This is a genomic window from Anatilimnocola aggregata (assembly GCF_007747655.1).
GTDB classification, from domain to species: domain Bacteria; phylum Planctomycetota; class Planctomycetia; order Pirellulales; family Pirellulaceae; genus Anatilimnocola; species Anatilimnocola aggregata.
Map to the genome: position 1 here is coordinate 6901787 of NZ_CP036274.1, position 23502 is coordinate 6925288.

General features: G+C 57.8%; 21 protein-coding genes. 17 read left to right on the plus strand and 4 right to left on the minus strand.

What is annotated here, in order from left to right:
- Positions 1-20 precede the first annotated feature (20 nt).
- From ETAA8_RS25960 to ETAA8_RS25970, 3 genes are all read left to right on the plus strand, one after another.
- Positions 21-1034 (plus strand): ketoacyl-ACP synthase III, encoded by a 1014-nt coding sequence (locus ETAA8_RS25960; RefSeq protein WP_145095534.1) that lies wholly within the window; start codon positions 21-23, stop codon positions 1032-1034.
- A gap of 105 nt (positions 1035-1139) precedes the next feature.
- Positions 1140-1808 carry an RraA family protein gene (locus ETAA8_RS25965; RefSeq protein WP_145095537.1) on the plus strand — a complete coding sequence of 223 codons (669 nt, stop codon included), beginning with the start codon at positions 1140-1142 and terminating at the stop codon, positions 1806-1808.
- A gap of 125 nt (positions 1809-1933) precedes the next feature.
- Positions 1934-2431 carry a hypothetical protein gene (locus tag ETAA8_RS25970; protein WP_145095539.1) on the plus strand — a complete coding sequence of 166 codons (498 nt, stop codon included), beginning with the start codon at positions 1934-1936 and terminating at the stop codon, positions 2429-2431.
- A gap of 16 nt (positions 2432-2447) precedes the next feature.
- On the opposite strand, the gene ETAA8_RS25975 is transcribed toward ETAA8_RS25970, so the two are convergent.
- The 3 genes from ETAA8_RS25975 to ETAA8_RS25985 all read right to left on the minus strand — a co-directional run bounded on the left by ETAA8_RS25975 (position 2448) and on the right by ETAA8_RS25985 (position 5423).
- The gene (locus ETAA8_RS25975) at positions 2448-3566 is read right to left on the minus strand and encodes a citrate/2-methylcitrate synthase (RefSeq protein ID WP_202921279.1); all 1119 of its coding nucleotides are present in this window, start codon (positions 3564-3566) and stop codon (positions 2448-2450) included.
- A gap of 55 nt (positions 3567-3621) precedes the next feature.
- Positions 3622-4581 carry a methylisocitrate lyase gene (gene prpB / locus ETAA8_RS25980; protein ID WP_145095543.1) on the minus strand — a complete coding sequence of 320 codons (960 nt, stop codon included), beginning with the start codon at positions 4579-4581 and terminating at the stop codon, positions 3622-3624.
- A gap of 92 nt (positions 4582-4673) precedes the next feature.
- Positions 4674-5423: a 7-carboxy-7-deazaguanine synthase QueE gene (locus ETAA8_RS25985; RefSeq protein WP_145095545.1), complete on the minus strand. Its 750-nt coding sequence runs from the start codon at positions 5421-5423 to the stop codon at positions 4674-4676.
- A gap of 295 nt (positions 5424-5718) precedes the next feature.
- Between ETAA8_RS25985 and ETAA8_RS25990 the strand changes: the two genes are divergently transcribed.
- The 14 genes from ETAA8_RS25990 (at position 5719) to ETAA8_RS26055 (ending at position 22480) form a co-directional block, all read left to right on the plus strand.
- Positions 5719-7239, plus strand: coding sequence for an ATP-binding protein (locus tag ETAA8_RS25990; protein ID WP_145095548.1), 1521 nt, complete (start codon positions 5719-5721; stop codon positions 7237-7239).
- 15 nt (positions 7240-7254) lie between these two features.
- On the plus strand, positions 7255-7701 hold the full coding sequence (locus ETAA8_RS25995) for a response regulator (RefSeq protein WP_145095551.1): 447 nt from the start codon (positions 7255-7257) through the stop codon (positions 7699-7701).
- A 54-nt stretch (positions 7702-7755) separates the two neighbouring features.
- A complete protein-coding gene (locus ETAA8_RS26000; RefSeq protein WP_145095553.1) occupies positions 7756-8085 on the plus strand; it encodes an STAS domain-containing protein in 330 nt (109 codons plus the stop codon).
- A 26-nt stretch (positions 8086-8111) separates the two neighbouring features.
- Positions 8112-9884, plus strand: a complete 1773-nt coding sequence (locus ETAA8_RS26005; protein ID WP_145095556.1) for a GspE/PulE family protein — start codon at positions 8112-8114, stop codon at positions 9882-9884.
- Between the two features lie 62 nt (positions 9885-9946).
- On the plus strand, positions 9947-11152 hold the full coding sequence (locus tag ETAA8_RS26010) for a type II secretion system F family protein (RefSeq protein WP_145095559.1): 1206 nt from the start codon (positions 9947-9949) through the stop codon (positions 11150-11152).
- Positions 11153-12230: 1078 nt separating this feature from the next.
- Positions 12231-12830: a riboflavin synthase gene (locus tag ETAA8_RS26015; protein WP_145095562.1), complete on the plus strand. Its 600-nt coding sequence runs from the start codon at positions 12231-12233 to the stop codon at positions 12828-12830.
- 50 nt (positions 12831-12880) lie between these two features.
- Positions 12881-13783, plus strand: a complete 903-nt coding sequence (gene rsmA, locus ETAA8_RS26020; protein WP_145095565.1) for a 16S rRNA (adenine(1518)-N(6)/adenine(1519)-N(6))-dimethyltransferase RsmA — start codon at positions 12881-12883, stop codon at positions 13781-13783.
- 54 nt (positions 13784-13837) lie between these two features.
- Positions 13838-14149: a hypothetical protein gene (locus ETAA8_RS26025; protein ID WP_145095568.1), complete on the plus strand. Its 312-nt coding sequence runs from the start codon at positions 13838-13840 to the stop codon at positions 14147-14149.
- A gap of 215 nt (positions 14150-14364) precedes the next feature.
- Positions 14365-14883 (plus strand): ribosomal protein S18-alanine N-acetyltransferase, encoded by a 519-nt coding sequence (rimI, locus tag ETAA8_RS26030; RefSeq protein ID WP_238397569.1) that lies wholly within the window; start codon positions 14365-14367, stop codon positions 14881-14883.
- Between the two features lie 227 nt (positions 14884-15110).
- Positions 15111-17870, plus strand: a complete 2760-nt coding sequence (locus ETAA8_RS26035) for a PA14 domain-containing protein (RefSeq protein ID WP_145095571.1) — start codon at positions 15111-15113, stop codon at positions 17868-17870.
- A gap of 58 nt (positions 17871-17928) precedes the next feature.
- Positions 17929-19413: a PQQ-dependent sugar dehydrogenase gene (locus ETAA8_RS26040; RefSeq protein ID WP_145095574.1), complete on the plus strand. Its 1485-nt coding sequence runs from the start codon at positions 17929-17931 to the stop codon at positions 19411-19413.
- Between the two features lie 389 nt (positions 19414-19802).
- Positions 19803-20324 (plus strand): RNA recognition motif domain-containing protein, encoded by a 522-nt coding sequence (locus tag ETAA8_RS26045; protein WP_145095577.1) that lies wholly within the window; start codon positions 19803-19805, stop codon positions 20322-20324.
- A 143-nt stretch (positions 20325-20467) separates the two neighbouring features.
- Positions 20468-20938 (plus strand): 6,7-dimethyl-8-ribityllumazine synthase, encoded by a 471-nt coding sequence (gene ribH, locus ETAA8_RS26050; RefSeq protein ID WP_145095579.1) that lies wholly within the window; start codon positions 20468-20470, stop codon positions 20936-20938.
- A 210-nt stretch (positions 20939-21148) separates the two neighbouring features.
- Positions 21149-22480: a TMEM143 family protein gene (locus tag ETAA8_RS26055; protein WP_145095582.1), complete on the plus strand. Its 1332-nt coding sequence runs from the start codon at positions 21149-21151 to the stop codon at positions 22478-22480.
- 6 nt (positions 22481-22486) lie between these two features.
- On the opposite strand, the gene ETAA8_RS26060 is transcribed toward ETAA8_RS26055, so the two are convergent.
- The gene (locus ETAA8_RS26060; protein ID WP_145095585.1) at positions 22487-23488 is read right to left on the minus strand and encodes a polyprenyl synthetase family protein; all 1002 of its coding nucleotides are present in this window, start codon (positions 23486-23488) and stop codon (positions 22487-22489) included.
- Positions 23489-23502 lie beyond the last annotated feature (14 nt).

Here is a 23502-nt window from a genome sequence, read left to right on the forward strand (position 1 = left end):
GGTGAAGGAAACCAGAGAACGTGAAGTACGCAGCGGTAGGACCTATCGCGATCCATCTGCCGGAACGAGTGGAGACGAACGCCCAACTCAAAGCGGCTTATCCCAATTGGGATATGGACACGATCTTTGAGAAGACCGGCATCGCGGCCCGGCACATCGCTGCGCCGGACGAATGCGCGTCCGACCTCGCGGTGAAAGCTTGCCAAAAACTGTTCGCCGAAAACGACATCGACCCCAAGAGCATCGACTTCGTCCTCCTCTGCACGCAGACACCAGACTATCCCCTGCCGACGACCGCTTGCCTGGTGCAAGATCGCCTGGGCCTGAGGACGAACATCGGGGCGCTCGACTTCAATCTGGGCTGCTCCGGATTTGTGTATGGCCTGTCGCTAGCCGATGGGTTGATTCGGGGCGGCTCGATCAAACGCGTGCTGCTCATCACGGCCGAGACTTACAGCAAGTACATCCACGAAGGAGACCGCAGCTTGCGGACGATCTTCGGCGATGCTGCTGCGGCGACTCTCGTCGAAGCAGCGAGCGAGCCCTCGCTGACCGCGTTTCAGTTCGGCACCGATGGCACTGGTGCCGATACGCTGCTGGTCACGCGCGGCGGTAATCGCCCAGCGTCCGACTGCATCAAGCCGCGCCATCGTCAGCGTTGGGAGAGCGCCCTCTACATGGACGGCCCCAGCCTGATCAATTTCACCGTCAGCGCGGTGCCGCAACTGGTCGACGACATTCTGCAAGCGGCCAATCTGAAAGAACCGGCCATCGATCTGTATCTGTTTCACCAGGCCACTCGCAAAATGCTCGATCAGCTGCGCGAGCGATTGAACATTCCTGCAGAGCGAATGCCAATGGCCATGGAGCAGTGCGGCAACACCGTTTCGTCCACGCTGCCAATTCTGATCGACTCGCTTCGCCGCAGCGGCAAGCTCAATCGCCAAATGCGCAACATGCTGATCGGCTTCGGCGTCGGCTGGTCCTGGGCCGGCTGCGTATGGCAAGACCGCTGGCGGAAAGACGCGACGTAGTGATTTCGTTGCGGGCTTCCAGCAAGGCAGATTGATTCCCGGCGTGCGGCACCTTACCTTGTGTCGAACTACCAAGATGCCATCCCGCCTGCGGAGTTTCCCTGAATGCCCGCCCCGAACGATCAGCCCATTACCCTCGCCCTGATGCGGCAGGTTTTTTATTCCGCCGTGGTTTGCGACGCGCTCGATGCCATGGGCTATCCCCACCAGTCGCCGCGCGTGCAGTTGAAACCGCTCACAACCACCGGTGTGCTCATTGGCCGTTGCAAGACAACCCTTTGGGCCGATATGGCTCATCCCGACCCGCAGCCTTACGACCTGGAACTGAAGGCTGTCGATACTTGCCAGCCCGATGACGTGCTGATTGCCGCAGCCGGTGGTTCGATGCGTTCCGGCTTGTGGGGCGAACTCCTGTCGACCGCTGCCCGCCGGAGCGGTTGCGTGGGAACGATCGTCGACGGAGCCGTGCGCGATGTGAACAAGATGAGCGCAATGGGCTTTCCGATCTGGGCCCGCGGCACGTGCCTGTACGATAGCAAGGACCGGAATCGCGTCATCGATATCGATGTGCCGGTCGAAATTGACGGCGTTCGTTTTTCGCCCGGCGATCTGGTCGTGGCCGATATCGACGGCATTGTCGTCGTGCCGCGCGAGATTGAAGACAAGGTCGTGCAATATGCGTGGAATAAAGTGAACGACGAAAACGTCGTTCGCCAGGCAATTGCCGACGGCATGACCGCCACGGCTGCCTTTCAAAAGTATGGCGTGCTGTAATTCACCGCGCCCGTTTTTGCGGTTGGCGCTCGAAAGTCATCTTCCCTCATTTGTCCCGATTTTTTTCGAAACACTTCGTACAGACGAGCGTTATCTCTCCGAATCACTTCCTCCGGAGATTCGCCATGAACACGTTCGACTCGCGTGCCACGCGCTTCACCCTCACGCTCTTGTGCGTTGCAGCTACGGCTATCAGTACCATTGCTGAAGAGACCGAAGAACGTAAGCTTCGCCCGGTCAAACCACGGGCAAAGGAATCCATTCCCGATCGCTATGCCGCTCGAGCCGAAGCCATATGGCAGGCCCGTAGCAAAGTGAACGAAAAGGGAAATGCCACGGAATTTGCCGGTCGCTGGCGCATGAAACTGCCGGCAGGCTTCGAGTACGACGTGCTCCTTTCAATGCGAGATGATGGCCTGCTCGAGCTGAGTTCCCCTGGGCATGCGCTCAATTCACTGGGAGACTTCGCCTGTATCGACAATCAGTTAAGACTCGTGAAACCTCGTCACGACCATGTCGCCGACTTCGTCTGGCGCTATCGCGACGGCCTCTTCGAACTGATTCGAGAAGACCATGGCCACGGCGCGAACTATCGCGGCGCAACAATGACGCGGCTGAAGTAACCGAGCTCGCGACGAACTAACCCCGCGCTGCCAGCGGCTGCCATTTTCGTTCGGCCAGGCCGGTGTAAATGGCGCGCGGGCGAATCAGGCGGTTGTTATCGAGTTGCTCGATGATGTGAGCACTCCAGCCCACGATGCGGGCGACGACGAATAGCGGCGTATACAGGTCGATAGGCAGTCCCAGGTAGTGATAGAGTCGGGCACAGGGCCAATCGACATTCGGCGGCAGCTTTTTTTCGGTGCGGACGATGGTCTCGATGATCTCAGCCGTTTGTTCGAGGTCGTCGTGACCGGTTTCTTTCGCCACGGCCGTCGTCAGCGTCTTCAAGTAAACAGCGCGCGGGTCGCCATCTTTATAAACGCGATGGCCGAATCCCATAATCCGCCGCTTTTCGGCGAGTGCTTTGCGAATCCAAGCTTCTGCCTCGGCTGGCGAACTCACTTCTTGGAGCACTTCCATGGCCCGTTCATTGGCACCGCCGTGCAGTGGACCTTTGAGCGCGCCGATGGCAGCAGTAATGCCGGAATGTAAATCGGAGAGGGTCGAAACCACGCAGCGGGCCGAAAATGCCGAGGCGTTGAACTCGTGCTCGGCATACAGGATGAAAGAGACATCGAGCGCCTTCACCTGCCGCTCGCTGGGCTTCTCGCCCCGCAGCATCCAGAGGAAATTGGCCGGTAAGGACAGCCCCTGATCGGCGGCAATGACTTGCTGGCCATCCTTCAGCCGCTGGCGGGCCGCAACGATGATCGGCATCTTGGCGATCAGTCGTTCCGATTTGCGCACATTGGCATCGTGGCTGTTGTCGTTGACTTCCGGCTCCCAGTGGGCGAGCAGGCTGGCGGCGGAGCGCAGGACATCCATCGTCGAAGCCGATTTTGGGATCGAACGAAGCGTGTCGATCACTTCCGGCGGCACGTGCGCTGCTTCGGTTAGCCGCTGCCGAAACGACGCCGCTTGAGCGGCCGTGGGCAACTCGCCGTGCAACACCAGGTAGGCGACTTCTTCGTAGTTAGATTTCTCCCCCAATTCTTCGATGGTGTAACCGCGATACGTGAGCCCCGTTTCCACGGTGCTGACAGCTGTTTCGCCGGCGACGATGCCTTCCAGTCCTGGGCTATACGATTCGGTCATAATGATTCTTCGAGGGAGAGGATGAAGTCAAACGACGAATTCAATTAATTCTGCATCAGTTTCCACTGCCGCCAAAATGAGCCCGGTCTCGCTCTTCGAAATCTTGATAGTCGAGCAGGTCGTAAAGTTCTTCGCGGGTTTGCATCAAATCGAGCAGCGACTCCTGCGAACCTTCGGTGGCCAACACGGCGAGGGCCGCTTCCGCAGCTTTCATGGCCACACGCAGGAGCGTGACGGGATACAACACGGCAGAGTAACCCATGCCAGCCAGATCGTCGAGCGAAAGTAACGGGCTCTTGCCGAACTCCGTCATGTTGGCCATCAGCGGAGCTTCGATTTCCTTGGCGAAGCGTGCGAACTCTTCGGGAGTGGCGAGCGCCTCGGGAAAAATCCAATCGGCACCAGCTGCCAAATACTTATGCGCGCGGGCAATCGCGTCGTCGATGTTCGTCACGCCGCGCGCGTCGGTGCGGGCGATGATCACCGTATCGGGATCGCTGCGCGCGCCAGAAGCGGCGCGAATCTTCGCGCACATCGCTTCGACATCGACGAGCGTCTTGCCCGACAGATGGCCGCACCGCTTCGGCATCACCTGATCTTCGAGTTGAATCGCAGCGGCCCCCGCTGCTTCCAGTTCGACAATCGTCCGCTCCACATTCATGGCTTCGCCGAAACCCGTATCGGCATCGACGATGACAGGGAGCGTCATGGTGCGGGTCAAATAAGTCGTCTGCTGGGCCAGTTCAGTCAGCGTGAAAAGTCCCACGTCGGGCAGGCCAAAGACGCCGGCCGAGAAAACGGCACCAGACAGATAGACCGCGTCGTAACCCATCCGCTGAATCAGCCGGGCGAACAGCGCATTGGGGGCACCAGGGATCTGAATCGTCGAGTCTTCGATCAACAACCGCAGCTGCTTGCCGGGGGACGCATAGTCATCCGGATGGAAGCCCCCCTGGTCGTGATCGTGACCGTCGTGATCGTGGTCGCAGTTTTCGTGATCGTGTGGCTCAGCCATGAGAATTCATCGTTCCAAAGGAAAAAACTAGCAGCCTGCGAATGATAGGCGTCAGCGTGAAGCGGGGCCAGTAGTGCGGTTGCAGCGAATGGTCACGTTCCTCGCCCAGGTCCGAACCACTCGATATGTTTACGCGGACAATAGTGAAAGCCTTGCTGCTGGCAATAAGGGAGCAGCCAATCAGTCCGCTGCTGCAATTCGACCGGTTCGATGCCCTGGGGCATCAGCCACACGTGCTTGGCATCCACCTGCGGAAAATCATGCAGCCATTGTTCAACGGCCTCGCAATCAGCCGGACTATCGATCACAAACTTGAGTTGATAATCGTATTCCTCGATCAACTTGCGAATGACGGCTGGCTGATGCCGGTCTCGCTCATGGCGGTCACTCCAGTTTCCTGCTCCCTGTCTCACGGGGGTCGAACTGGCCAGCTTGGGGCTGATCGACATCAGGTCACAAGCGACGGGCAAATAGAGCGTGCCGGAAGTCTCGATTGTAATGTGCCAATCTCGCGCCCGCAGTTCCTCGCAGAGCGGAATCATTTCGGCAAAGAGCATCGGCTCACCACCGGTAATGATCACGTGCGCGAGAGCGACTTTATCAGCGGGCTGACCAGCTTTGGCAAGTAACTTGACCCACGACCCGCCGCGGTCCTTGAGTTGTTCCACAGCGGCAACGATTTCCACCACGTCGCGATCTTCCCCCTCGGGCCGCCAACTGGTGAATGGGGTATCGCAAAACCAGCAGCGCAAGTTGCAACCACTAGCGCGAACCAGCGCGCTGGGGGTGCCAGTCAGGCGTCCCTCTCCTTGTAACGAAGAATAGATCTCGGCAATTCGCACGTGTGATTCAGTTCGGTCTGTAACGAAAAAGCGCTGCGCGCGGAACGTTTCGATAAAAATGCATTGTACCGTTGCGGGCGGATTTTCGGTCATGGGAGTGGCCAAACCCAGCACTTAACCGGCGGTTGTGACGTTTGTGCCTCGGACTCCAAATGCGGAGTTGCGCAAGGGTTTTCCGAAGAATTAGACACTCGGCGACTGTGACCTAGTTTTCCGAAAGGAACATGACGCCAAACCTCCACGTGCCCGCGTGGCGTGTTCCCGTGTCCTCTCTCCTCGCTCGACAGTCGTTACCGTGAACCATCCCAACCGATTCATTTCGACAACGCCGGTGCTGTTCTTAGCAGCTGTGCTCACCGCGATTGGCCTGTGCTGGGCCGTCGAGGTGTGGGTGGGCAAGCCCTCGCTCATGGCGCGAGCGGCATTTCTGACGGGGGGCGCTGCGCTGGCGGTGCTGGTGAGCGGACTTAGTGCGGAACGGCATGTCCTCGCCTGCCAGACCGCGAAGAGATACATCGAAATGCTTTGCCAGCTGGACGTTAACTCCTGGCTCAGCAGCAATAGCAACACCATGCCCGATCTGCCGGCCAGCAATTCTTTTCGCCCCGTGCTCAATAGCGTACGGCAATGCCTGCACCAGATGGCGGAGCGCGTGGAGTATGCCGAACATCAACGAACGGCCGCCGAAGCGCGCGTCCATCGCGTGGCGGTCGAACGCGATCAGTTGAAAGAAATCCTCAGCGGAATGAACGATCCGGTCGTGGCCATCGACTCGTTTGGCGAAGTAATTCTCGCCAATGCGCCGGCTACTAAGTTGCTGCACTTGCCCGATTCGCTCGATGCCCACCCGGCACTCGAACAACTGGCCCGCTGCGAAGCATTGGTTGGATTGTTGACCGAAACCCGCAAGCGCCGCGTGCCTACGCATCGCTCGGCGGAGGTGAATCTGCCCGATGACACCGGGCGGCAACATTGGTTCCGCATCAGCTGCAAGACATTCGCCGATGAAGCCGGGACGCAAGAAGTAACACGCTCGGCCAACGGCAAATCAAGCGTTGAATCGCTGCCGGGTGGCCAGGGTGTGGTCGCCGTGCTCACCGACATCACGCACGAGAAAGCGATCCAAAAGCGGAATGCCGAGTTTGTCTCCGCCGTCAGCCACGAAATGAAAACTCCTCTCTCCAGCGTGCGGGCCTATGTCGAACTGCTCGCCGACGGCGATGCTGAGGACGAAGCCACTCGCGAAGAATTCCTCGGCGTCATTCATAGCCAGACGGAACGGCTGCAACGGCTGATCGATAACTTGCTGAACCTGTCGCGCATCGAAGCTGGCGTGGTGCACGTGAACAAAGCGCCGCGCTCGCTCAACGAATTGCTCGAAGAAGCCGTGAACCTGTTGCAACCCGCTGCGACCCACAAGCAGATGCGGCTGGTCACCGACCTCAGCCCGCTCTACCTTGGTGTGCTGGCCGATCGAGACACGCTTCTGCAAGCGGCCATCAACTTGGTTTCGAACGCGCTCAAATACACGCCCGAAGGCGGCACGGTTACCGTGCGTAGCCGCCTGGCCGATGAAAGCGTCGTCTTCGAAGTGCAAGACACCGGCGTGGGACTTTCGCCCGAAGATCGCCAGAAGGTGTTCGAGAAGTTCTATCGCGTGAAGAAAGATCAACAGATGGCAGCCGGCACCGGGCTGGGTTTGCCACTGGTCAAGCATATCGTCGAAGACGTCCACGGTGGCCGCATTGAGGTCGAGAGTGAACTCGGCCGAGGCAGCACCTTTCGCATCATTTTGCCGAGCCAAAGCTCCTCGTAAGAAGCGAGAAACCTTATGCAAAAGCGCATCCTCCTGTGCGACGACGAACTGCACATCCTGCGGGCCGCGGAATTCAAGTTCTCGCGCGCCGGTTATCACGTGCAATGTGCCGCGAATGGCGAAGAAGCCTGGACGCTGATCGAACAGCAACTACCCGACGTCCTCGTCACCGATTGCCAAATGCCGCGGCTAAACGGACTCGAACTGGCCCGTCGCATCAAAGATCATCCTGCCACGTGTCACCTCCCCGTCATCATGCTCAGCGCGAAGGGTTTTGAACTCTCTTCGAGCCAACTGCGCGATGAATACGGCATCGTCAAACTGCTGTGTAAGCCCTTCAGCCCGCGTGAACTGTTCAACGTTGTCGAATCGTTGCTCGGCGGCCACGAGGGTGCCTCCGATGCGCTCGTCGGTCTGCCCATCGCGGCTACGGTTCCGACTGCAGTCAGCCAATGGCTGTAAAGCTATTCCAAGCTTGATCCCGCCCACCTCTCCCACCGCACTTCGATTTCAACCATGAAACTCCCCACAGAAATTTTCGGCGAGGTGGTCGTTGTCCACACGCCCGAAGAATTGAGCGCTGATACCGCAGGGCAACTCGAAGCGTTCTTGACGAACCTCGATCGCTCGCAGGTGATTATCGACCTCAATGGAAGCGAGACGATCGAAAGTGGCGGGCTGGAAGCCATTCTCAATGCGCAGGAAACACTGCTGGCGCTCGGTGGCGATATTAAAATCTCGACGACGAACGAGTCCAATCGCAAAATTCTCGAAATGACTCGCCTCGATCAACAGTTGGAAGTGTTTGAAACGGTCATCGATGCCGTGAAAAGCTTCGCCGGTTAAGAACTTTCACGCGCAGGAGTTTTTCGATGGTCACCACCGTTCATCACGCCCCGCAGCGACTCGGCAATATTCTGATCGAGAAAGGAATTCTCACGCTCGAGCGCCTGCAGCAGGCGCTCGAAATGCAGAAGCAATCGGGCGGCACCAAGCTGCTCGGCGAAATCCTCGTCGAAAAAGAATTCTGTTCCGAGGACCAGGTGATCGAGTGCCTGGCGCTCGTCTACGCCCTGCCGTATGCGAAACTAGAACCGCGATTGGCCGACCCCAAAGTGGTCGACGTGCTGCCGCGCGAGTACATCGAAAAGAACATGGTGTTTCCGCTCTTTCGCATTCGCGGCGTACTGACGGTCGCCATGTGCGAGCCGACTAATCTGTTCTTGCTCGACGAGATGAGCCGGGCCACGAACCTGCAAGTGCAAGTGGTCGCTGCTTCGCCCAAAGACATCCGGCGGATGATCACCACGCTGCCGGACAGCAAGACGTTTGTCATCGATGACATCATCGATAACAACAGTCAGGCCGAAGTCACGCTGATCGAGACCGCGATCGACGACATTGGCGACGCCACAGAAATCGCCGGGCAGTCGCCGGTGATTCGGCTGGTGAACTACGTCATCTACAACGCGGTGAAAGAAGGGGCTAGCGATATTCACATCGAGCCCGCCGAGCGCTGCATGCGCGTGCGGTATCGCATCGACGGCCGCCTCTATAAATCGCTCGAAGTGCCGGTCAATCTGCTCAATGCCGTGACGAGTCGTATCAAGATCATGGCCTCGCTCGACATTAGCGAGCGTCGCTTGCCACAGGACGGCCGCGTGCATGTGATGCTCGACGGCCGCAAAGTTGACCTGCGTATCAGCACGTTTCCAGGCAATCGCGGCGAAAAGACGGTTATCCGCGTGCTCGATACCCGCAGCGTGTCGCTCAACTTGCGCGATCTGGGCTTTGCCGAAGATGTGCTCGAACCGCTGCAGACAGGCATTCGCGCGCCGAATGGAATCATCCTGGTAACGGGACCGACAGGCAGCGGCAAAAGTACGACCCTCTACGCGGCGCTCAACGAGATCGCCTCGATGGAGAACAATATCTGCACTGTCGAAGACCCGATCGAGTATCACCTGTCGCTCATCAATCAGTTTCAGGTGCAGGAACGCGTGGGACTCACGTTTTCGAAAGCGCTGCGAACTTTGCTTAGGCAGGATCCCGACGTAATCATGGTCGGCGAAGTCCGCGATGAAGAAACCGCGCGAACCGCCATTCAAGCGGCACTCACGGGTCACTTGGTGCTGAGCACGTTACACACCAACGATTCACCGTCGGCCATCACGCGACTCATTAACATTGGCGTCGAGTCGTACTTGATCTCGGCCGCGCTCAACGTGGTCTTGGCCCAGCGGCTGGTCCGGCGCGTCTGCCCGAAGTGTCGCACTGCCTACGAACTCCCGCGCCCGCTCCGCAAAACGCTGGAGCGGATGGGGCATGGCATGGACGTGTTTTACAAAGGCGCGGGTTGCAAGCGGTGCCGCAACACGGGCTATAGCGGCCGCGTGGGCGTACACGAGTTGCTGCAAATCGACGACCGGTTGCGTGACGCGATTGTCGCCAATGCTTCGGTTTCCGAAATGCGCCGCATCGGCCTCGAGAATGGCATGGTCACATTGCGGAAGGACGGTTTCCGCAAAGTGAAAGAAGGGCTGACCACCGTCGAAGAGATCATTCAAATCACCGGCGAGAGCGCGATTGCCGAACGGGCAGAACGTACGGGCTCGGTGGTTGAAGACGTCATTTCCACGACATAACGGTTTATTGAAAGAGAAGTTCCCTCGCGCACGCGGCAGGATTAGTAAGAACGAGTTCACGTATGACAGCCATCACCTTTGAATTTGTCGCTCGCGACCCGCTGGGCGCGACACAAGATGGCACCATCTCAGCTGCATCGCGCGAAGAGGCTTTGCAAAAGTTACGGCGCGACGGACTGCAGGTCGTGGAACTGGAAGAAGAGGAAGTCAGTGTCGGCCTACTGCCGAGCCGCGTCAGCAAGAACGACATTGTCTATGTCACGGGGCAGTTGGCGGTGATGGTGGATACCGGAATCACCCTCTCGGTAGCTTTGGAAAGCATTGCCAAGCAAGAACAAAACACCACGCTCAAAGCGGTGTTGCTCGATTTGAAGACACAGGTGGAAGGGGGCGAAGATTTCTCCGCGGCCCTATCCAAGCACACGAAGCATTTTGATCGTACTTACATTGCTTTAATCCGGGCGAGTGAAAAGACGGGCACACTGGCGGAAATGCTGGAGAGCATCTCGCTCTACATGCGCAACCAACTCGATACCGCGCAGAAAGTTCGGGGTGCGCTGGCCTATCCGACGGTCATGCTCGTGCTGGCGACAGGCGTGACGATCTTCCTGCTCACTTACGTGCTGCCGAAGTTTGAGCCCCTCTTCACCCGCAAGGGGATCAAGTTGCCGGTGATGACCACGGTCCTGATGACCACTTCGGACGTGATGCTCGACTATTGGTGGGCCTGGTTGATCGGCGTCGTCGTGGCAGTGGTCACCTTTTTCGTCGGTCGCAAGACACCGACCGGCCGAGCGATCATGGATTGGCTGGCGATCAACACTCCCATCATCGGGCCACTGGTTCGCAAGGTGATCCTGAGCCGCAGCGTACGCACACTGGGAACGATGGTCGAAAGTGGCGTGTCGATGCTCGATGCCCTCCGCCTGGCGGGTGAAGTGTCGGCGAACGTCTATTACGAGAAGGCCTGGAATCATGCAATCGATCAGGTGACCGAAGGCAAAAGCATTTGCGATTCGCTACATGGCAATAAGCTGTTTCCGGGGCCGCTCGTGCAGATGATTGCCGCTGGCGAAGATACCGGCAAACTCGATCACGTTCTGCGGAAAGTCAGTTTGCACTACGACAAGGAAGTGGAAACCGCCATCAAGTCGGCGACGACCATGCTCGAGCCGTTGATGATCACTGTCATGGGTGTGGTAGTTGGCGGGATTGCAATGGGACTGCTCTTGCCCATCTTCTCATTGAGCCGTGCTCCGGCTGGATGATTCGCGGGCTCCCGCCGAAGTTGCGAATCTTTGCTGGTTATTCCGTGAAGTTTGCTTATGCCACGGCACGATTTCGCGGATAGATGCCTAGTCTTTAAGCACCGGCCGCTGACCATCTTGTCAGCGACGTCAAAGGGAAATTCGCGAGAAAAAACTTCGGACAGCCTTGGCACGCTGTAAATCAATGTTTTGAAATGATTTGCGATTGCTCGCCAGAATTCTGCTGGCACTAGCACGCCAGTTTGGCACGGGTCGTGCAATATGCTTCCTTCGTCAGCGGGAACAATAGAGTGAAAGAAGCAAACCTTCACACTTTCTTCGGACTCGCTCAACACAAATCAGTCATGTTTGGACTCACAAGCTCGTTTCAGTGAGGTTGGTTCTGCGGCTTGCAAGTTGATTCGCTCAACTCCGACTCCCGCCGAATCCAGTGCCCGCTTAACGATATCGCCCGTTGCTGTCCGGCATCTGAATTCGCGGGAGGGAGAGGCCTTCGGATTCAGGTGCCCGGACGCACCGAGCTCCTTGAAGTCACTAACAAAACCGTATCGCCCGTTGCTGCCCGGCATCCGAATTTGGGGGAGGGAGAGGCCTTCAAGTTCAGGTGCCCGGGCGCACCGTACAAGAGTGAGGTCGAATGACCTCCTGGGTTCAAAACAACCCAGTTTGATATCGCCCGTTGCTGCTTGGCGTCTGAATTTGAGGGAGGGAGAGGCCTTCAAGTTCAGGTGCCAGGCGCACCGTACAAAAGTGAGGTCGAATGACCTCCTGAGCCTGACCGGCTCAGTCTAGTATCGCCCGTTGCTGTCCGGCATCTGAATTCGCGGGAGGGAGAGGCCTTCGAATTCAGGTGCCCGGACGCACCGTGCGGCGATTCTTTCGAAAACCGGACCTTGTGTCCGGTCTTTTTGTTTCTTGGCTAGGCTCCGTGGCCAAATTGTTACCCGGCCCCATGGCGAGGTTTCGCCGGATCAGTTTCGCCGGATCAAGAAACCGGGAAATTGATTCTCGCCAGTTGAAATCGCCGGCATTTGCCTCGCCTTACGCGGGGTTGGCCCGGTTTTGTTATCATGCGGGCATGTTTACTGGCCTCGTAGAAGAATTGGGAACCATCACCGCCGTTGTGCCGCAGGGTGCAGCTGTGGAGTTGTCGCTGCATGCTCCATTGGTGGCCAGCGATGCTGCAATTGGCGATAGCATTTCCGTAAATGGCTGCTGTTTGACTGTTGTCCGACGAGAGGGGGATGTCCTCTCGTTCGAAGCCGGTAGCGAGACCCTGTCGCGCACGAATTTGGGTCGGTTGCACTCCGGCAGTCGCGTGAATCTCGAACGTTCGCTGAAAGTCGGCGATCGGCTGGGTGGTCACTATGTTTCTGGCCACATCGATGCTCTGGCCACGCTCGACCGGCGACTGGAAGAAGGGCCTTGGGCCTTTCTTTGGTTCCGGGTGCCGGCTGAATTGTCTCGTCAGTTGGCCTCAAAAGGCTCCGTGGCCGTCGACGGCGTGAGCCTGACGCTCGTCGAATGTATGGCGGATCAGTTCAGCGTCGCCCTGATACCGCACACCCTAGCGGTGACCACTTTAGGACAACTCCAGCCCGGCGATGCGGTGAACATCGAGACAGATTTACTCGCCAAGTACGTGCAGCGGCAGTTAGCATTTGTAGTAGACCGCTAACCGCAAACCCGTTGGCACGATTCGTTACCTCACATTGATCGCAAAGCCTCATGCCTTCCGCCCGTCAGACCGTTTCGTATTTAACTCGCCGCTTTCAAGAAGCGGGCATCCGGCCCGAGGTACGTCACGGCCAGAATTTTCTCATCGACCTGAATCTGCTCGATGTGCTGCTGGAAACGGCAGCCCCGAACGCCAACGATGTGATCCTGGAAGTCGGCACCGGTATGGGCTCATTGACCTCGATGCTCGCCGATCATGCCGCGCATGTTGTAACGGTGGAGATCGACGCCCGGTTGCATCAAATGGCAGCTGAAGAACTCGAACCGCAAGCCAACATCACCATGCTGCTGCAGGATGCCCTGCGCAACAAAAACAACATCGCCGACAGTGTGCTGGACGAAGTTCGCAAGCACGTGAATGCGGTTCCCGGCCGGCAATTCAAGCTGGTGGCAAACTTGCCTTACAACATTGCCACGCCGATTCTCTCGAACCTGCTGACGGTCGATCCACTGCCGGTTTCGCTGACGGCCACCATTCAAAAAGAACTGGCCGACCGCATGATCGCGCCCCCCGGTGTGAAAGATTACAGCGCGCTGAGTGTGTGGATGCAGTCGCTGTGCGATCTGCAAATCGCCCGGATCTTGCCCCCGCAGGTTTTTTGGCCGCGGCCGCGCGTGCAGTCCGCCATCATTCACATTGTGCCCGACCCGGCCAAGCGGGCAGCCATTCCGGACCTGGAATTCTTCCACACGTTTGTCCGCGGGCTGTTTCTACATCGGCGTAAGTTTTTGCGCAGCGGACTGGTGGCCTCGATGCAAGAACATCTCGATAAGCCGGGTGTCGACGAAGTCCTCGCGCCGTTCGAATATCCCACCGACGTTCGCGCCGAGCAGCTTTCGCTCGAACAGATTCAGAAACTATCGGAAGCGTTCCGCCTGCGCCTGGCGGTTTGATGTAAACCACTGCAATTCGCTCGATCTCCAGCACACCTGCCCCTGGATGCCGCGATGAATGTGCCTGTTCCTCCCTCGCCCAACACTCTTGGCAAAACGAGCCTGGTGCTAGGTGTCATTGGCAGCTTCTTCGTGGTGCTGATCGGACTTTGTGCCGGCGTGAGCAAGCAGCAAGGTTGGCTCCCAGCGGTGGGACCGCTCCTACTTATCTTCGGCGGAGCTTTCACTTTTCTCGGCTTTCTCAGCTTGCTGCTCGGTGTGCTGGGCATCTTTCACCGCTCGCGGGGCACCGCTATTGCCGGCGTGATCCTCGGCGTCATCACCATTCTGCTCTTCGCGGCGATTGTGACCGAAGCGGGCAAATAGCCATCCGCTCCGCTAGCACCGGTTACGGAATCTTCACAGTTCGTATTGGTGTTTTCGGGGCCGATTATTATCCTACCTCTCGTTGCTGACCTCAGCGGCCACCCTCGACAAATGAATTGTCGTCGCCGTTTAGCCAGCAATCTCCTGTCACTGCCTTGCTGACACACCGTGTTCTGTCCGGCCAATTCGCACGTCGATTCGGGAAGGAACCCGCCATGACTACCTCCGCCAAACACCAGGCGCCCGTCCATATCCGTTGGATGATTCGCCGCGACATGGCCGAGGTCCTGCAGATCGAGGATCGCAGTTTCGAGTTCTCGTGGTCGGAAGAAGACTTCATCCGCTGCTTGCGTCAACGCAACTGCATCGGCATGATCGCCGAGCACAACGAGCGGGTCGTGGGCTTCATGATCTACGAACTCCATCGCAATCGCCTGCATGTCCTCAACTTTGCCGTACACCCCGATTTTCGCCGCCGCAATGTCGGCACCCAGATGCTCCGCAAGCTGGTAAGCAAATTGTCGCCGCAACGTCGCAGCCGCATCATGCTGGAAGTGCGCGAAACGAATCTCGATGCTCAGTTGTTCTTCCGCGACTGCGGCTTTAAGGCGGTTTCGCTGCTGCGAGACTTCTACGAAGACACGACCGAAGACGCCTACCTGATGCAGTTCCGCTATACCGCTGCCGCCGCTGAAGCCGCCAATACGGAACAAGTCCGTCGTCTGGCCGGCTAGGGCAATTTGCTGCCGGAATATCAATTTGCAGACGCAATCGCCTCTTTCGATTGCGTCTCTTCTTGCGCTATCCGCACAACTCGCCAATCTCCGGCCCCTCTCATTTTTCAGCTGCGGATAGTTGACACTAGGGGCGCTGGCCAAGCATGATTGGGGGCCCAATCGCGCGGCAGCCAACGGGCTGATTGCGCGCTCGCCTTTGCCGCCCATCCCAGCTGGAGTTCCCCATGCCAGGTCGTGTTTTGTGTTCGCTTTTCGCCGCATTGCTGCTGGGCACAGCGTTCAGTGCTGGTGCGACAGCTGCCGATGTTCCGCCGCGGGTCATTCCCTTCGAACGATATCACGCGACCGCGAAGGATCAAGTTGCGGCCGGAAATTTGCTACTGGGCGAACTGAACTGCACTTCGTGCCACACCGCCGATAAGTCGCTAGCCGAGCATATCCAAAAGAAGCAAGCTCCGGTGCTCGATACTGTGGGCAACCGCGTCCGGCCGCAGTACCTGCTGAAGTTCCTGATGGATCCGCAAACCGTAAAGCCCGGCACGAGTATGCCGAATGCACTCGCGGGAATTCCCGAGGCTGAACGCAAGGATGTTGTCGAGGCCATCGTTCATTTTCTGGCCACCACGGGTACCACCAACGATGTTGCGCCGCTGCGCGGCGGCGTGAATCGGGGCGAACAGTTGTATCACTCAGTGGGCTGCCTGGCCTGCCACGACCCACGTCCGGCCGAGAACCCACCCGCTTCGCTGCCGACTTCCATTCCGCTTGGTACGCCTTCGCGCAAGTACACCTTGCCCGGGCTGACGGAGTTTGTGCAGAACCCCCTCTCGATTCGTCCTGGTGGCCGCATGCCGCACTTGAATCTGAACGCCACCGATGCCCGCGACGTAGCTTCGTTCCTGCTCAACGATTTGGACATCGCAGCTGGGTTGCAGTATTCGTACTATCCCGGCAACTTCGACAAACTTCCCGATTTCAGTAAGCTGAAACCCAAAGAGACGGGCGAAGCAGAAGGCTTCGACCTCAAGGCTCTCAAGAAGAAGGGAAGTTATGGGCTGCGATTCGAGGGGGTGATCAAAGTCGATACGGACGTCGACTACCTCTTTTTGCTTGGCTCTGATGACGGCTCGCGGCTGACCATTGACGACAAAGTATTGATCGACAACGACGGCGTTCATCCGTTCAGCCAAAAGCGCAAGCCGCTGAAGTTGAAAGCAGGGACGCATAGTGTCGTGGTGGACTTCTTTGAGAAAGGTGGCGACTCCGATCTCCAAGTGATGTTCGAAGCCAAAGGCAAGCCGCCGCAGGACCTTGCTTCGCTAATCGCGATTCCAGAACCCAAGGAAGGCAAGCCAGTCCCCGAAGCGTTTGTCGTGAATCAGGACCTGGCTGCGAAGGGTCGCGAATTCTTTACGACGCTCGGCTGTGCCTCCTGCCACTCGATGAAAGTGGATGGCAAGCAAGTCGCAGCCAAGCCGACGCATGTCGGTGCATCGCTGGCCGACCTGAAGGGAGTAGGCGGTTGCTTGCAGGGCGAGTCCACCAAGTCTCCCCGTTACGCACTCGATACTCGCCAGCAAATCGTGCTGCAAGCAGCACTCGCTGCCGCGAAGAAGCCAGCGGCCGAACTGGCTGGGAAAGAACTCGTGGATCTCAATTTGATTCGCTTCAACTGCATCGCTTGTCACACCCGCGGCGAACTCGGCGGCGTGGAAGAAACCCGCAATCCTCACTTCAAGTCGGACATGCCCGAAATGGGCGACGAAGGGCGCATTCCACCCTCGCTCACGGGAGCTGGAGCAAAATTGAATGAAGCCTGGATCAAGACGGTGATGGATCAGGGGGCTAAAGATCGGCCCTATATGTTTACCCGCATGCCGCGCTTTGGTTTGAAGAATGTCGAGAGCCTCGTCTCGGCGATTCAAACGACCGATGCCGAACTGATCAAGCCGGTGCCAGCCGTCGACATTCCCGACTCCGACAAGAAATTCAAAGCGATCGGACGACAACTCGTAGGTGGCCAAGGGATGTCGTGCATTAAGTGCCATACGTTCGCGAACAAACAATCGACAGGCATTCAGGCCCTCAGTTTGACCACAATGACGAAACGTCTCCGCGACGACTGGTTCCACAATTACCTAATCAATCCACAGGCTTATCGCCCCGGCACGCGCATGCCCGCCGGTTGGCCGAATGGTGAATCGCAATTGCCGAAAATTCTGGACGGGAACACAGCGAAGCAGATTCGCTCGATGTGGGCCTTTCTGTCCGACGGCGATAAGGCCGCCTTGCCATCAGGTTTGGTGACTGGGGCCATCGAACTGATCGCCTTCGACGAAGCGATCATGTATCGCAACTTCATCGAAGGAGCCGGCTCGCGAGCCATCGGTGTGGGCTATCCCGAAAAGCTGAACCTCGCCTTTGATGCCAACAATTTGCGGCTGGCGATGATCTGGCATAACGGCTTTATGGATGCGTCGCGTCATTGGACGGGCCGCGGTGTCGGTTACGAACCGCCGCTGGGCGACAATGTCGTCAAGCTGCCCGATGGTGCACCCTTCGCAGTACTGAAGAGTTCGGCGGATGCCTGGCCGACGGAAAAGCCCAAGGACATCGGGTATCAATTCAACGGCTACCGCCTGGGCGAGAAGCAGCGGCCGACGTTCCTCTATTCGTTTAACGGAATTCAGGTCGAAGACCAGCCCGCTCCGATCGGTGAAGCTGGTGTTTTCACGCTCGAGCGAAAGCTGGCGTTCAAGGTGGCCGAAGGAAGCGAAGTTCCCGCCGACTTACAATACCGGGCCATGGTGGCGGATAAGATCGAAGCGGCCGATGGCGGTTTCAAGGTCAATGGTGAATGGCTGCTGAAGATTAAGTCTGGTCAGCAAGGCATCGTGCGCCAAAGCAACAACAAGAGCGAACTGCTCATTCCGATTCGTTTTGAGAATCGAGGAGCCAATCTGACGATCGAGTACGATTGGTAGTCGTTAGCTATTCGCCTGGGGTTGTTTCAACCAACTAACACATAATCTGGATATATCGATGTCAACTTTCCCGCTTTCCACGCGCGCACTTGCTTTGCTCGGCGCACTTCTGGCAACTGTTACTGCCTCGGCTCAGGCCCCCAAGGAAGAGGACTACTACAAGATCGTCCGCTTCCCCGTTCCCGAATACATCAGCTTGGAAGCGGGGGGGCTCGAATGGATGCCCGACGGCAAGCTGGCGATTTCCACTCGCCGCGGCGATATCTTCTTGCTCGATGAGCCTCTAACGAACACACCTGAGCAGGCGTCGTTTGCCAAATACGCTGGCGGCCTGCACGAGGTTTTGGGGCTGAGCATGAAAGATGGCTGGCTCTACGCCACGCAGCGGTGTGAGGTCACCAAGATTAAGGACGAGAACAAAGACGGTCGTGCAGATATCTTTCATACGGTTAGCGATGGCTGGGAGATCAACGGCGACTATCACGAGTACGCGTTTGGTTCCAAGTTCGATAAGGAGGGCAATCTCTGGGTCGTTCTCTGTTTGACCGGCTCGTTCGACAGCAAAAACAAGTATCGCGGCTGGTGCCTGCGGATCACGCCCGATGGCAAAGTAATTCCAACTTGCAGCGGCGTGCGATCACCGGGTGGCATCGGCATGAACGCAGCGGGGGACATGTTCTATACCGACAATCAAGGCCCCTGGAACGGCGCGTGCAGCCTCAAGCATCTCAAGCCAGGCAAATTCGTGGGACACCCCGGCGGCAACGGCTGGTATGAAGCGACGGACGGTGCCATTGGCCCGCGGCCCGAAGACCCCAAAAGCGGCAGCCGGATGATGGTCGAGGCCAAACGGATTCCTCAATTAGAGCCGCCAGCGGTTTACTTCCCTTACAACAAGATGGGCCAGTCGGCTGCGGGTATCGCCACGGATGTTTCGGGTGGAAAGTTCGGCCCGTTTCAGAATCAATTGTTCGTTGGCGATCAGACCCACAGCACCGTCATGCGTGTGTGTCTCGAAAAAGTGAAAGACCACTATCAAGGAGCGTGCTTTCCATTCCGCTCGGGCATGGGATCCGGTTCGTTGTCGTTGCTGTTCAACAACGATGGTTCGCTTTTTGTGGGTGGCACCAATCGCGGGTGGGGCTCGCGGGGAACACAACCCCACTCACTCGACCGCATTGTCTGGACCGGCAAGACCCCCTTTGAAATTCTCGAGATGCACGCCAAGCACGATGGCTTTGAATTGACCTTCACCGAAAAGGTCGATGCTGCGACCGCTGGCGACCCCAAGTCTTACAAGTTGTCGACCTACACATACATCTATCAGGCCGCCTATGGCAGTCCCGAAGTCGATCAAACGACTCCCGAAATTACGAAAGTAGAAGTCTCTGCCGATGGCCTAAAAGCTCGCTTGTTCGTGAACGGCTTGCAGGAAGGGCACGTACACGAACTGCAATCGGCCGGTGTAACTTCCGCAACTGGCCAACCATTGCTGCACAACATGGCGTACTACACCCTGAACTACATCCCCGCTGCTCCGTAGTCCCATGGAATGGGCAAGTAATTCGGCTATGCGGCGGCAACAGTTTGTGTCGTAGTTCGGCGCTGAGACTGACCATGCGCCAGGCAGATTTTTTTGCCTGACTTGCTCTTTTTACGGGTTTCGCTAACGGTTATATTTCCCCCGAATGCTGGCGCAGTTGCCGCGCGAACTATGACCCGAGCGGTACCACTGGATGGTTGGATTCGCTTGTCCGAGAGCCTTATCTACTGGTCAACGAGGCCGTTTACCTTGGTCGAACGTCCATCTGTTGAACATACGAGGCCCAGGAGATTCGATGGATGCCTGGTCGCTTAGTAACAAGCGGACATGGGCAACTGTTCTTCGGCATGCACACGTGTGTTTTGGGATTATTGTTACAGGATTGTCGTATGAAGCGGATTTATGTGGGCAACCTGCCCTGGTCGTACTCCTCCTCAGACTTAGAAGCGCTGTTCGCCGAGTATGGTCAAGTTGCAGCAGCGGAAGTGGTCATGGATCGCGAAACCGGCCGCTCGCGCGGTTTCGGATTCGTCCAGATGGCGAACGATGCCGACTGCGAACCGGCGATTGAAGGACTGAATCAACAAGATTGCAACGGTCGGCCGTTGGTCGTAAACGAAGCGCGTGAACGCACCTCTCGTCCGAGTGGCGGGGGCGGCGGCGGTGGTTATGGCGGTGGAGGGGGCGGCGGATATGGTGGTGGCCGCGGTGGATATGGCGGCGGCGGTGGTGGTGGAGGTGGATACGGCGGCGGCGGTCGTGAAAGCCGTGGCAGTTACGGTGGTGGTGGCGGTCGGGATGGAGGGAGCCGCGACGGTGGCTACGGTGGTGGAGGTGGTGGGGGCGGCGGTTATGGCGGTGGTGGCCGCGATCGCGACCGTGATGGCGGTGGCGGCGGACGCCGCTACTAAGAAGCTCCCCACAGAACGTTTTCTCGCGATAGAATGAGGTAACGCCAGCGGCACGGCATCGATTGCTGTGCCGCCTCTGTTTTGCAAACTCGTCGCGCCAGTCTCAAACTAGCGCTGACCTCGTATTGAAAGCGTCCCCGCAAATGCCTCGCACGTTCGATGGCGCCACCGGCCCTGTTGCTGGTCGCTTTGCGATTGTCGTTTCCCGCTACAACGAAAACGTCACTGGCAAGTTGTTGCAGGGGGCAATCGAGACGCTGACCCAAGCGGGCATTGCCGACGACGATATCGACGTCGCCTGGGTGCCCGGTGCCTGGGAAATTCCTCTCATCGCCCAGCGCATGGCCGAGACTGGTCACTATGCAGCAGTGCTTAATCTGGGCGCCGTGATTCGTGGCGAGACGACGCACGACGAGCACATCAATCGTCAGGTTAGCTTGAGTCTGGGTGAACTGTCGCTGGTGACCGGGGTCCCCATGCTCTTTGGCGTGCTGACGGTGAATTCGCTGGAGCAGGCGATTCATCGCTCGGGGGGCAACGTGGGGAACAAGGGGATGGAATGCGCAGAAGCGGCGCTGCAAATGGTCCGTCTGCTGGCACAATTGCCCGAGTAGCACCTTCTCTGAATCCCGCAGCTTTCCTGCTTCAATTTGAAGTGTCCCTGCGAGCACACATTCTGTATCCTCCGCGCTGAAATGCTGCAGCGCGAAAGCTAGGGCCGTCGATATTCGAGTCGCAGCGCTACCACTGCGCGCATCCGCAAGGTTGTCCGCGTGCCAGCATCGAAATCTGCATTACAGTTCTGAGGATGGAGCTTGCTGTCGATGACATCAAAACCAAACACGGCCGCCAGCTCAGCTGTTCCCAGTGGCAAAGTCAAAGCACGTGCGCCCAGTTCCGTCGCCCGCGAATTGCCTCACGATCGGACAGCTCGTCCGCTCGAGCACTTCATACCCATTCGGAAATCCGATCTGGCCCGCATCTTGCAAAACGATGCGGCACTCGAACTACACGAGCGCGAACCCTTCGCCCACTTCTGCAAACTGGTCGAAGCCACGCTGCATCATGAATTCCATCAGAACTTGGAAGAGTTGAAGGACGCCTACGCTCCGTTCGATCCTGATGCAGAACCCAAGCCGCGTGAAGTTCTGACCATCGATCAACGTGAGGGACTGGCCTTGCGGTTGTTCGACCGCTTTGGCGAACTGCTACAGCGGGCGAACTTCCGCCGGTTATCGGCCGACGAATTGCAGTACTCATTACAAACGCACAACGAGTTGGGCGTCGAAGTGTTGGCCAACCTGGCCATCTTCGAACGTTTGGAGATCTACGTTCGCGGCGATGTGGTCGGGAAGAAGACGTTTCGCAACTGGAGCCGCTTGGGCCGCTGGCAAGAGGCTGAGATTTGCACTTACCAACGGCTCGCCCTGATGTTCCGGCTCAAGCCCGGGTCAGCCAGCAGTCAGCCGCTCGATCCGTCAGCAGTTGTCCTCAAGCTGTTCAAAAACATTCCTAAATCCGATATCGAGATGCTCCTGCCAGGGACCCAAGTGCGCATGTCGCTCGTCGACAAAGGCAAAATCTGGTTGCCAACACTCTCCGGCGTCGCCTTCACGCTCGTCAAACTGGTGCAAGGGGCAGCTGCGGTGGCGTTCGCCAGTTTTCAAGGGACGCTCGCCTTCCTGGCACTCCTCAGTGGCGTCTTTGGCTACGGGCTCCGATCGTTCTATGGCTACTTGAATACCCGCGATCGGTATCACCTTAACCTGACTCGCAGTTTGTATTTTCAGAACTTGGACAGCAACGCCGGCGTGATCCATCGGCTGCTCGATGAAGCGGAAGAGCAGGAGTTTCGCGAAATTTTATTAGCCTGGTGGCTGCTGCGGCAAAGTGGCTTTGCAGCAGTGACCAGTGAACAACTCGATCGTGATGCCGAAGCCTGGCTCGAAAAGAAACTCGGCCTGCATGTCGATTTTGAAGTCAGCGATGCGCTCGCCAAGTTGCAGCGGATGGGCCTTTGCCGGGAGATGCCGGGTGGGAAGTACCGTGCAGTCGATCTCGAAAGTGCGCTGGCGACACTCGATCGAGCCTGGGATCAACAGTTCGAATTCAATACGTCGCAGCCGCCAAGCATTCCGTTGCGCCGCGCTGCATAGTTCGGCTCAATGCGATCGTTGAACTACGAACTCAGCAACCATCTGCAGGACCGATTTCGCTGGCGAGTCTGGCAAGCAATCGAGCCGGCCGCGCGATTGCGCCGCAAACTCTTGGGCCCGCTGCTTGGCGTATTCCAAGCCACCATAGCGATTCAAATAAGGCAGCAGCGTCGTCGGCGTCGCCTGTTCGGTGGTCAGCAGTTCCAACAGCTGCCGCCGATCTTCGGCCGAAGCTTCGCGCAGCGTGTGAATGAGCGGCAACGTGGGCTTCTGCTTTTCGAGGTCGGTTCCTAGCGATTTACCGGTCGCGTCTTCTTCACCTTCGAGGTCGAGCAAGTCATCGGCTATTTGAAAAGCGATGCCGAGTTCGCGGCCATACAAATCGAGTTGCTCCACCTTCGCTTCCGGTAGTCCCGCAAAGAGCGCTCCGAGACGACAACTGCAGGCAGTCAGTTCCGCGGTCTTGGCTTCGATCACTTGCAGGTATTCCGCTTCGCCCAGATCGAACTGCCCGCGAGTTCCCTTTTGCCGCAACTCACCTTCGCAAACGATGTTGGTGGAGTGACCGATCAGGCGACACCCCAGCACGCTATCGATGGTGCTGGCCAGGTGAAAAGCATGGGTGAACAGATAGTCGCCCAAAAGTACGCTGGCTTCGTTGTCCCACCGGGCATTCACGGTGGCGAGGTGCCGGCGCATCTGAGCGTTGTCGAGCACGTCGTCGTGAACAAGCGTGGCCGTATGCACCATCTCGACTACGGCGGCCAGAGTCAGGTGCTCGCTGGTGACCTTGCCGGCTGCCTTCGCAGTAAGCAGCAACAGGGCAGGACGAAGTCGCTTGCCGCCAAGCAGGCAGCCGTAACGAACAAGTTCATCGACGTATGGATGCGGGTGATGCATCTCTCGCCGGAAAATGGCTTCGACTTGGGCCAACTCTTCCGCTACGGGAGCGTAAAGCGTTTGCAGCGCAGGAGATAACGTACCGGGGTCGGCGGTGAGCGTGGACATAGAAACTGCATCCT

Excerpts from the sequence above, each read along its gene's own strand:
- ETAA8_RS25965 (WP_145095537.1), top strand. The coding sequence starts at position 1,140 with ATGCCCGCCCCGAACGATCAGCCCATTACCCTCGCCCTGATGCGGCAG.
- ETAA8_RS25970 (WP_145095539.1), top strand. The coding sequence starts at position 1,934 with ATGAACACGTTCGACTCGCGTGCCACGCGCTTCACCCTCACGCTCTTG.
- ETAA8_RS25975 (WP_202921279.1), bottom strand. The coding sequence starts at position 3,566 with ATGACCGAATCGTATAGCCCAGGACTGGAAGGCATCGTCGCCGGCGAA.
- prpB (WP_145095543.1), bottom strand. The coding sequence starts at position 4,581 with ATGGCTGAGCCACACGATCACGAAAACTGCGACCACGATCACGACGGT.
- ETAA8_RS25995 (WP_145095551.1), top strand. The coding sequence starts at position 7,255 with ATGCAAAAGCGCATCCTCCTGTGCGACGACGAACTGCACATCCTGCGG.
- ETAA8_RS26000 (WP_145095553.1), top strand. The coding sequence starts at position 7,756 with ATGAAACTCCCCACAGAAATTTTCGGCGAGGTGGTCGTTGTCCACACG.
- ETAA8_RS26005 (WP_145095556.1), top strand. The coding sequence starts at position 8,112 with ATGGTCACCACCGTTCATCACGCCCCGCAGCGACTCGGCAATATTCTG.
- ETAA8_RS26010 (WP_145095559.1), top strand. The coding sequence starts at position 9,947 with ATGACAGCCATCACCTTTGAATTTGTCGCTCGCGACCCGCTGGGCGCG.
- ETAA8_RS26015 (WP_145095562.1), top strand. The coding sequence starts at position 12,231 with ATGTTTACTGGCCTCGTAGAAGAATTGGGAACCATCACCGCCGTTGTG.
- rsmA (WP_145095565.1), top strand. The coding sequence starts at position 12,881 with ATGCCTTCCGCCCGTCAGACCGTTTCGTATTTAACTCGCCGCTTTCAA.
- ETAA8_RS26025 (WP_145095568.1), top strand. The coding sequence starts at position 13,838 with ATGAATGTGCCTGTTCCTCCCTCGCCCAACACTCTTGGCAAAACGAGC.
- rimI (WP_238397569.1), top strand. The coding sequence starts at position 14,365 with ATGACTACCTCCGCCAAACACCAGGCGCCCGTCCATATCCGTTGGATG.
- ETAA8_RS26035 (WP_145095571.1), top strand. The coding sequence starts at position 15,111 with ATGCCAGGTCGTGTTTTGTGTTCGCTTTTCGCCGCATTGCTGCTGGGC.
- ETAA8_RS26040 (WP_145095574.1), top strand. The coding sequence starts at position 17,929 with ATGTCAACTTTCCCGCTTTCCACGCGCGCACTTGCTTTGCTCGGCGCA.
- ETAA8_RS26045 (WP_145095577.1), top strand. The coding sequence starts at position 19,803 with ATGAAGCGGATTTATGTGGGCAACCTGCCCTGGTCGTACTCCTCCTCA.
- ribH (WP_145095579.1), top strand. The coding sequence starts at position 20,468 with ATGCCTCGCACGTTCGATGGCGCCACCGGCCCTGTTGCTGGTCGCTTT.
- ETAA8_RS26055 (WP_145095582.1), top strand. The coding sequence starts at position 21,149 with ATGACATCAAAACCAAACACGGCCGCCAGCTCAGCTGTTCCCAGTGGC.
- ETAA8_RS26060 (WP_145095585.1), bottom strand. The coding sequence starts at position 23,488 with ATGTCCACGCTCACCGCCGACCCCGGTACGTTATCTCCTGCGCTGCAA.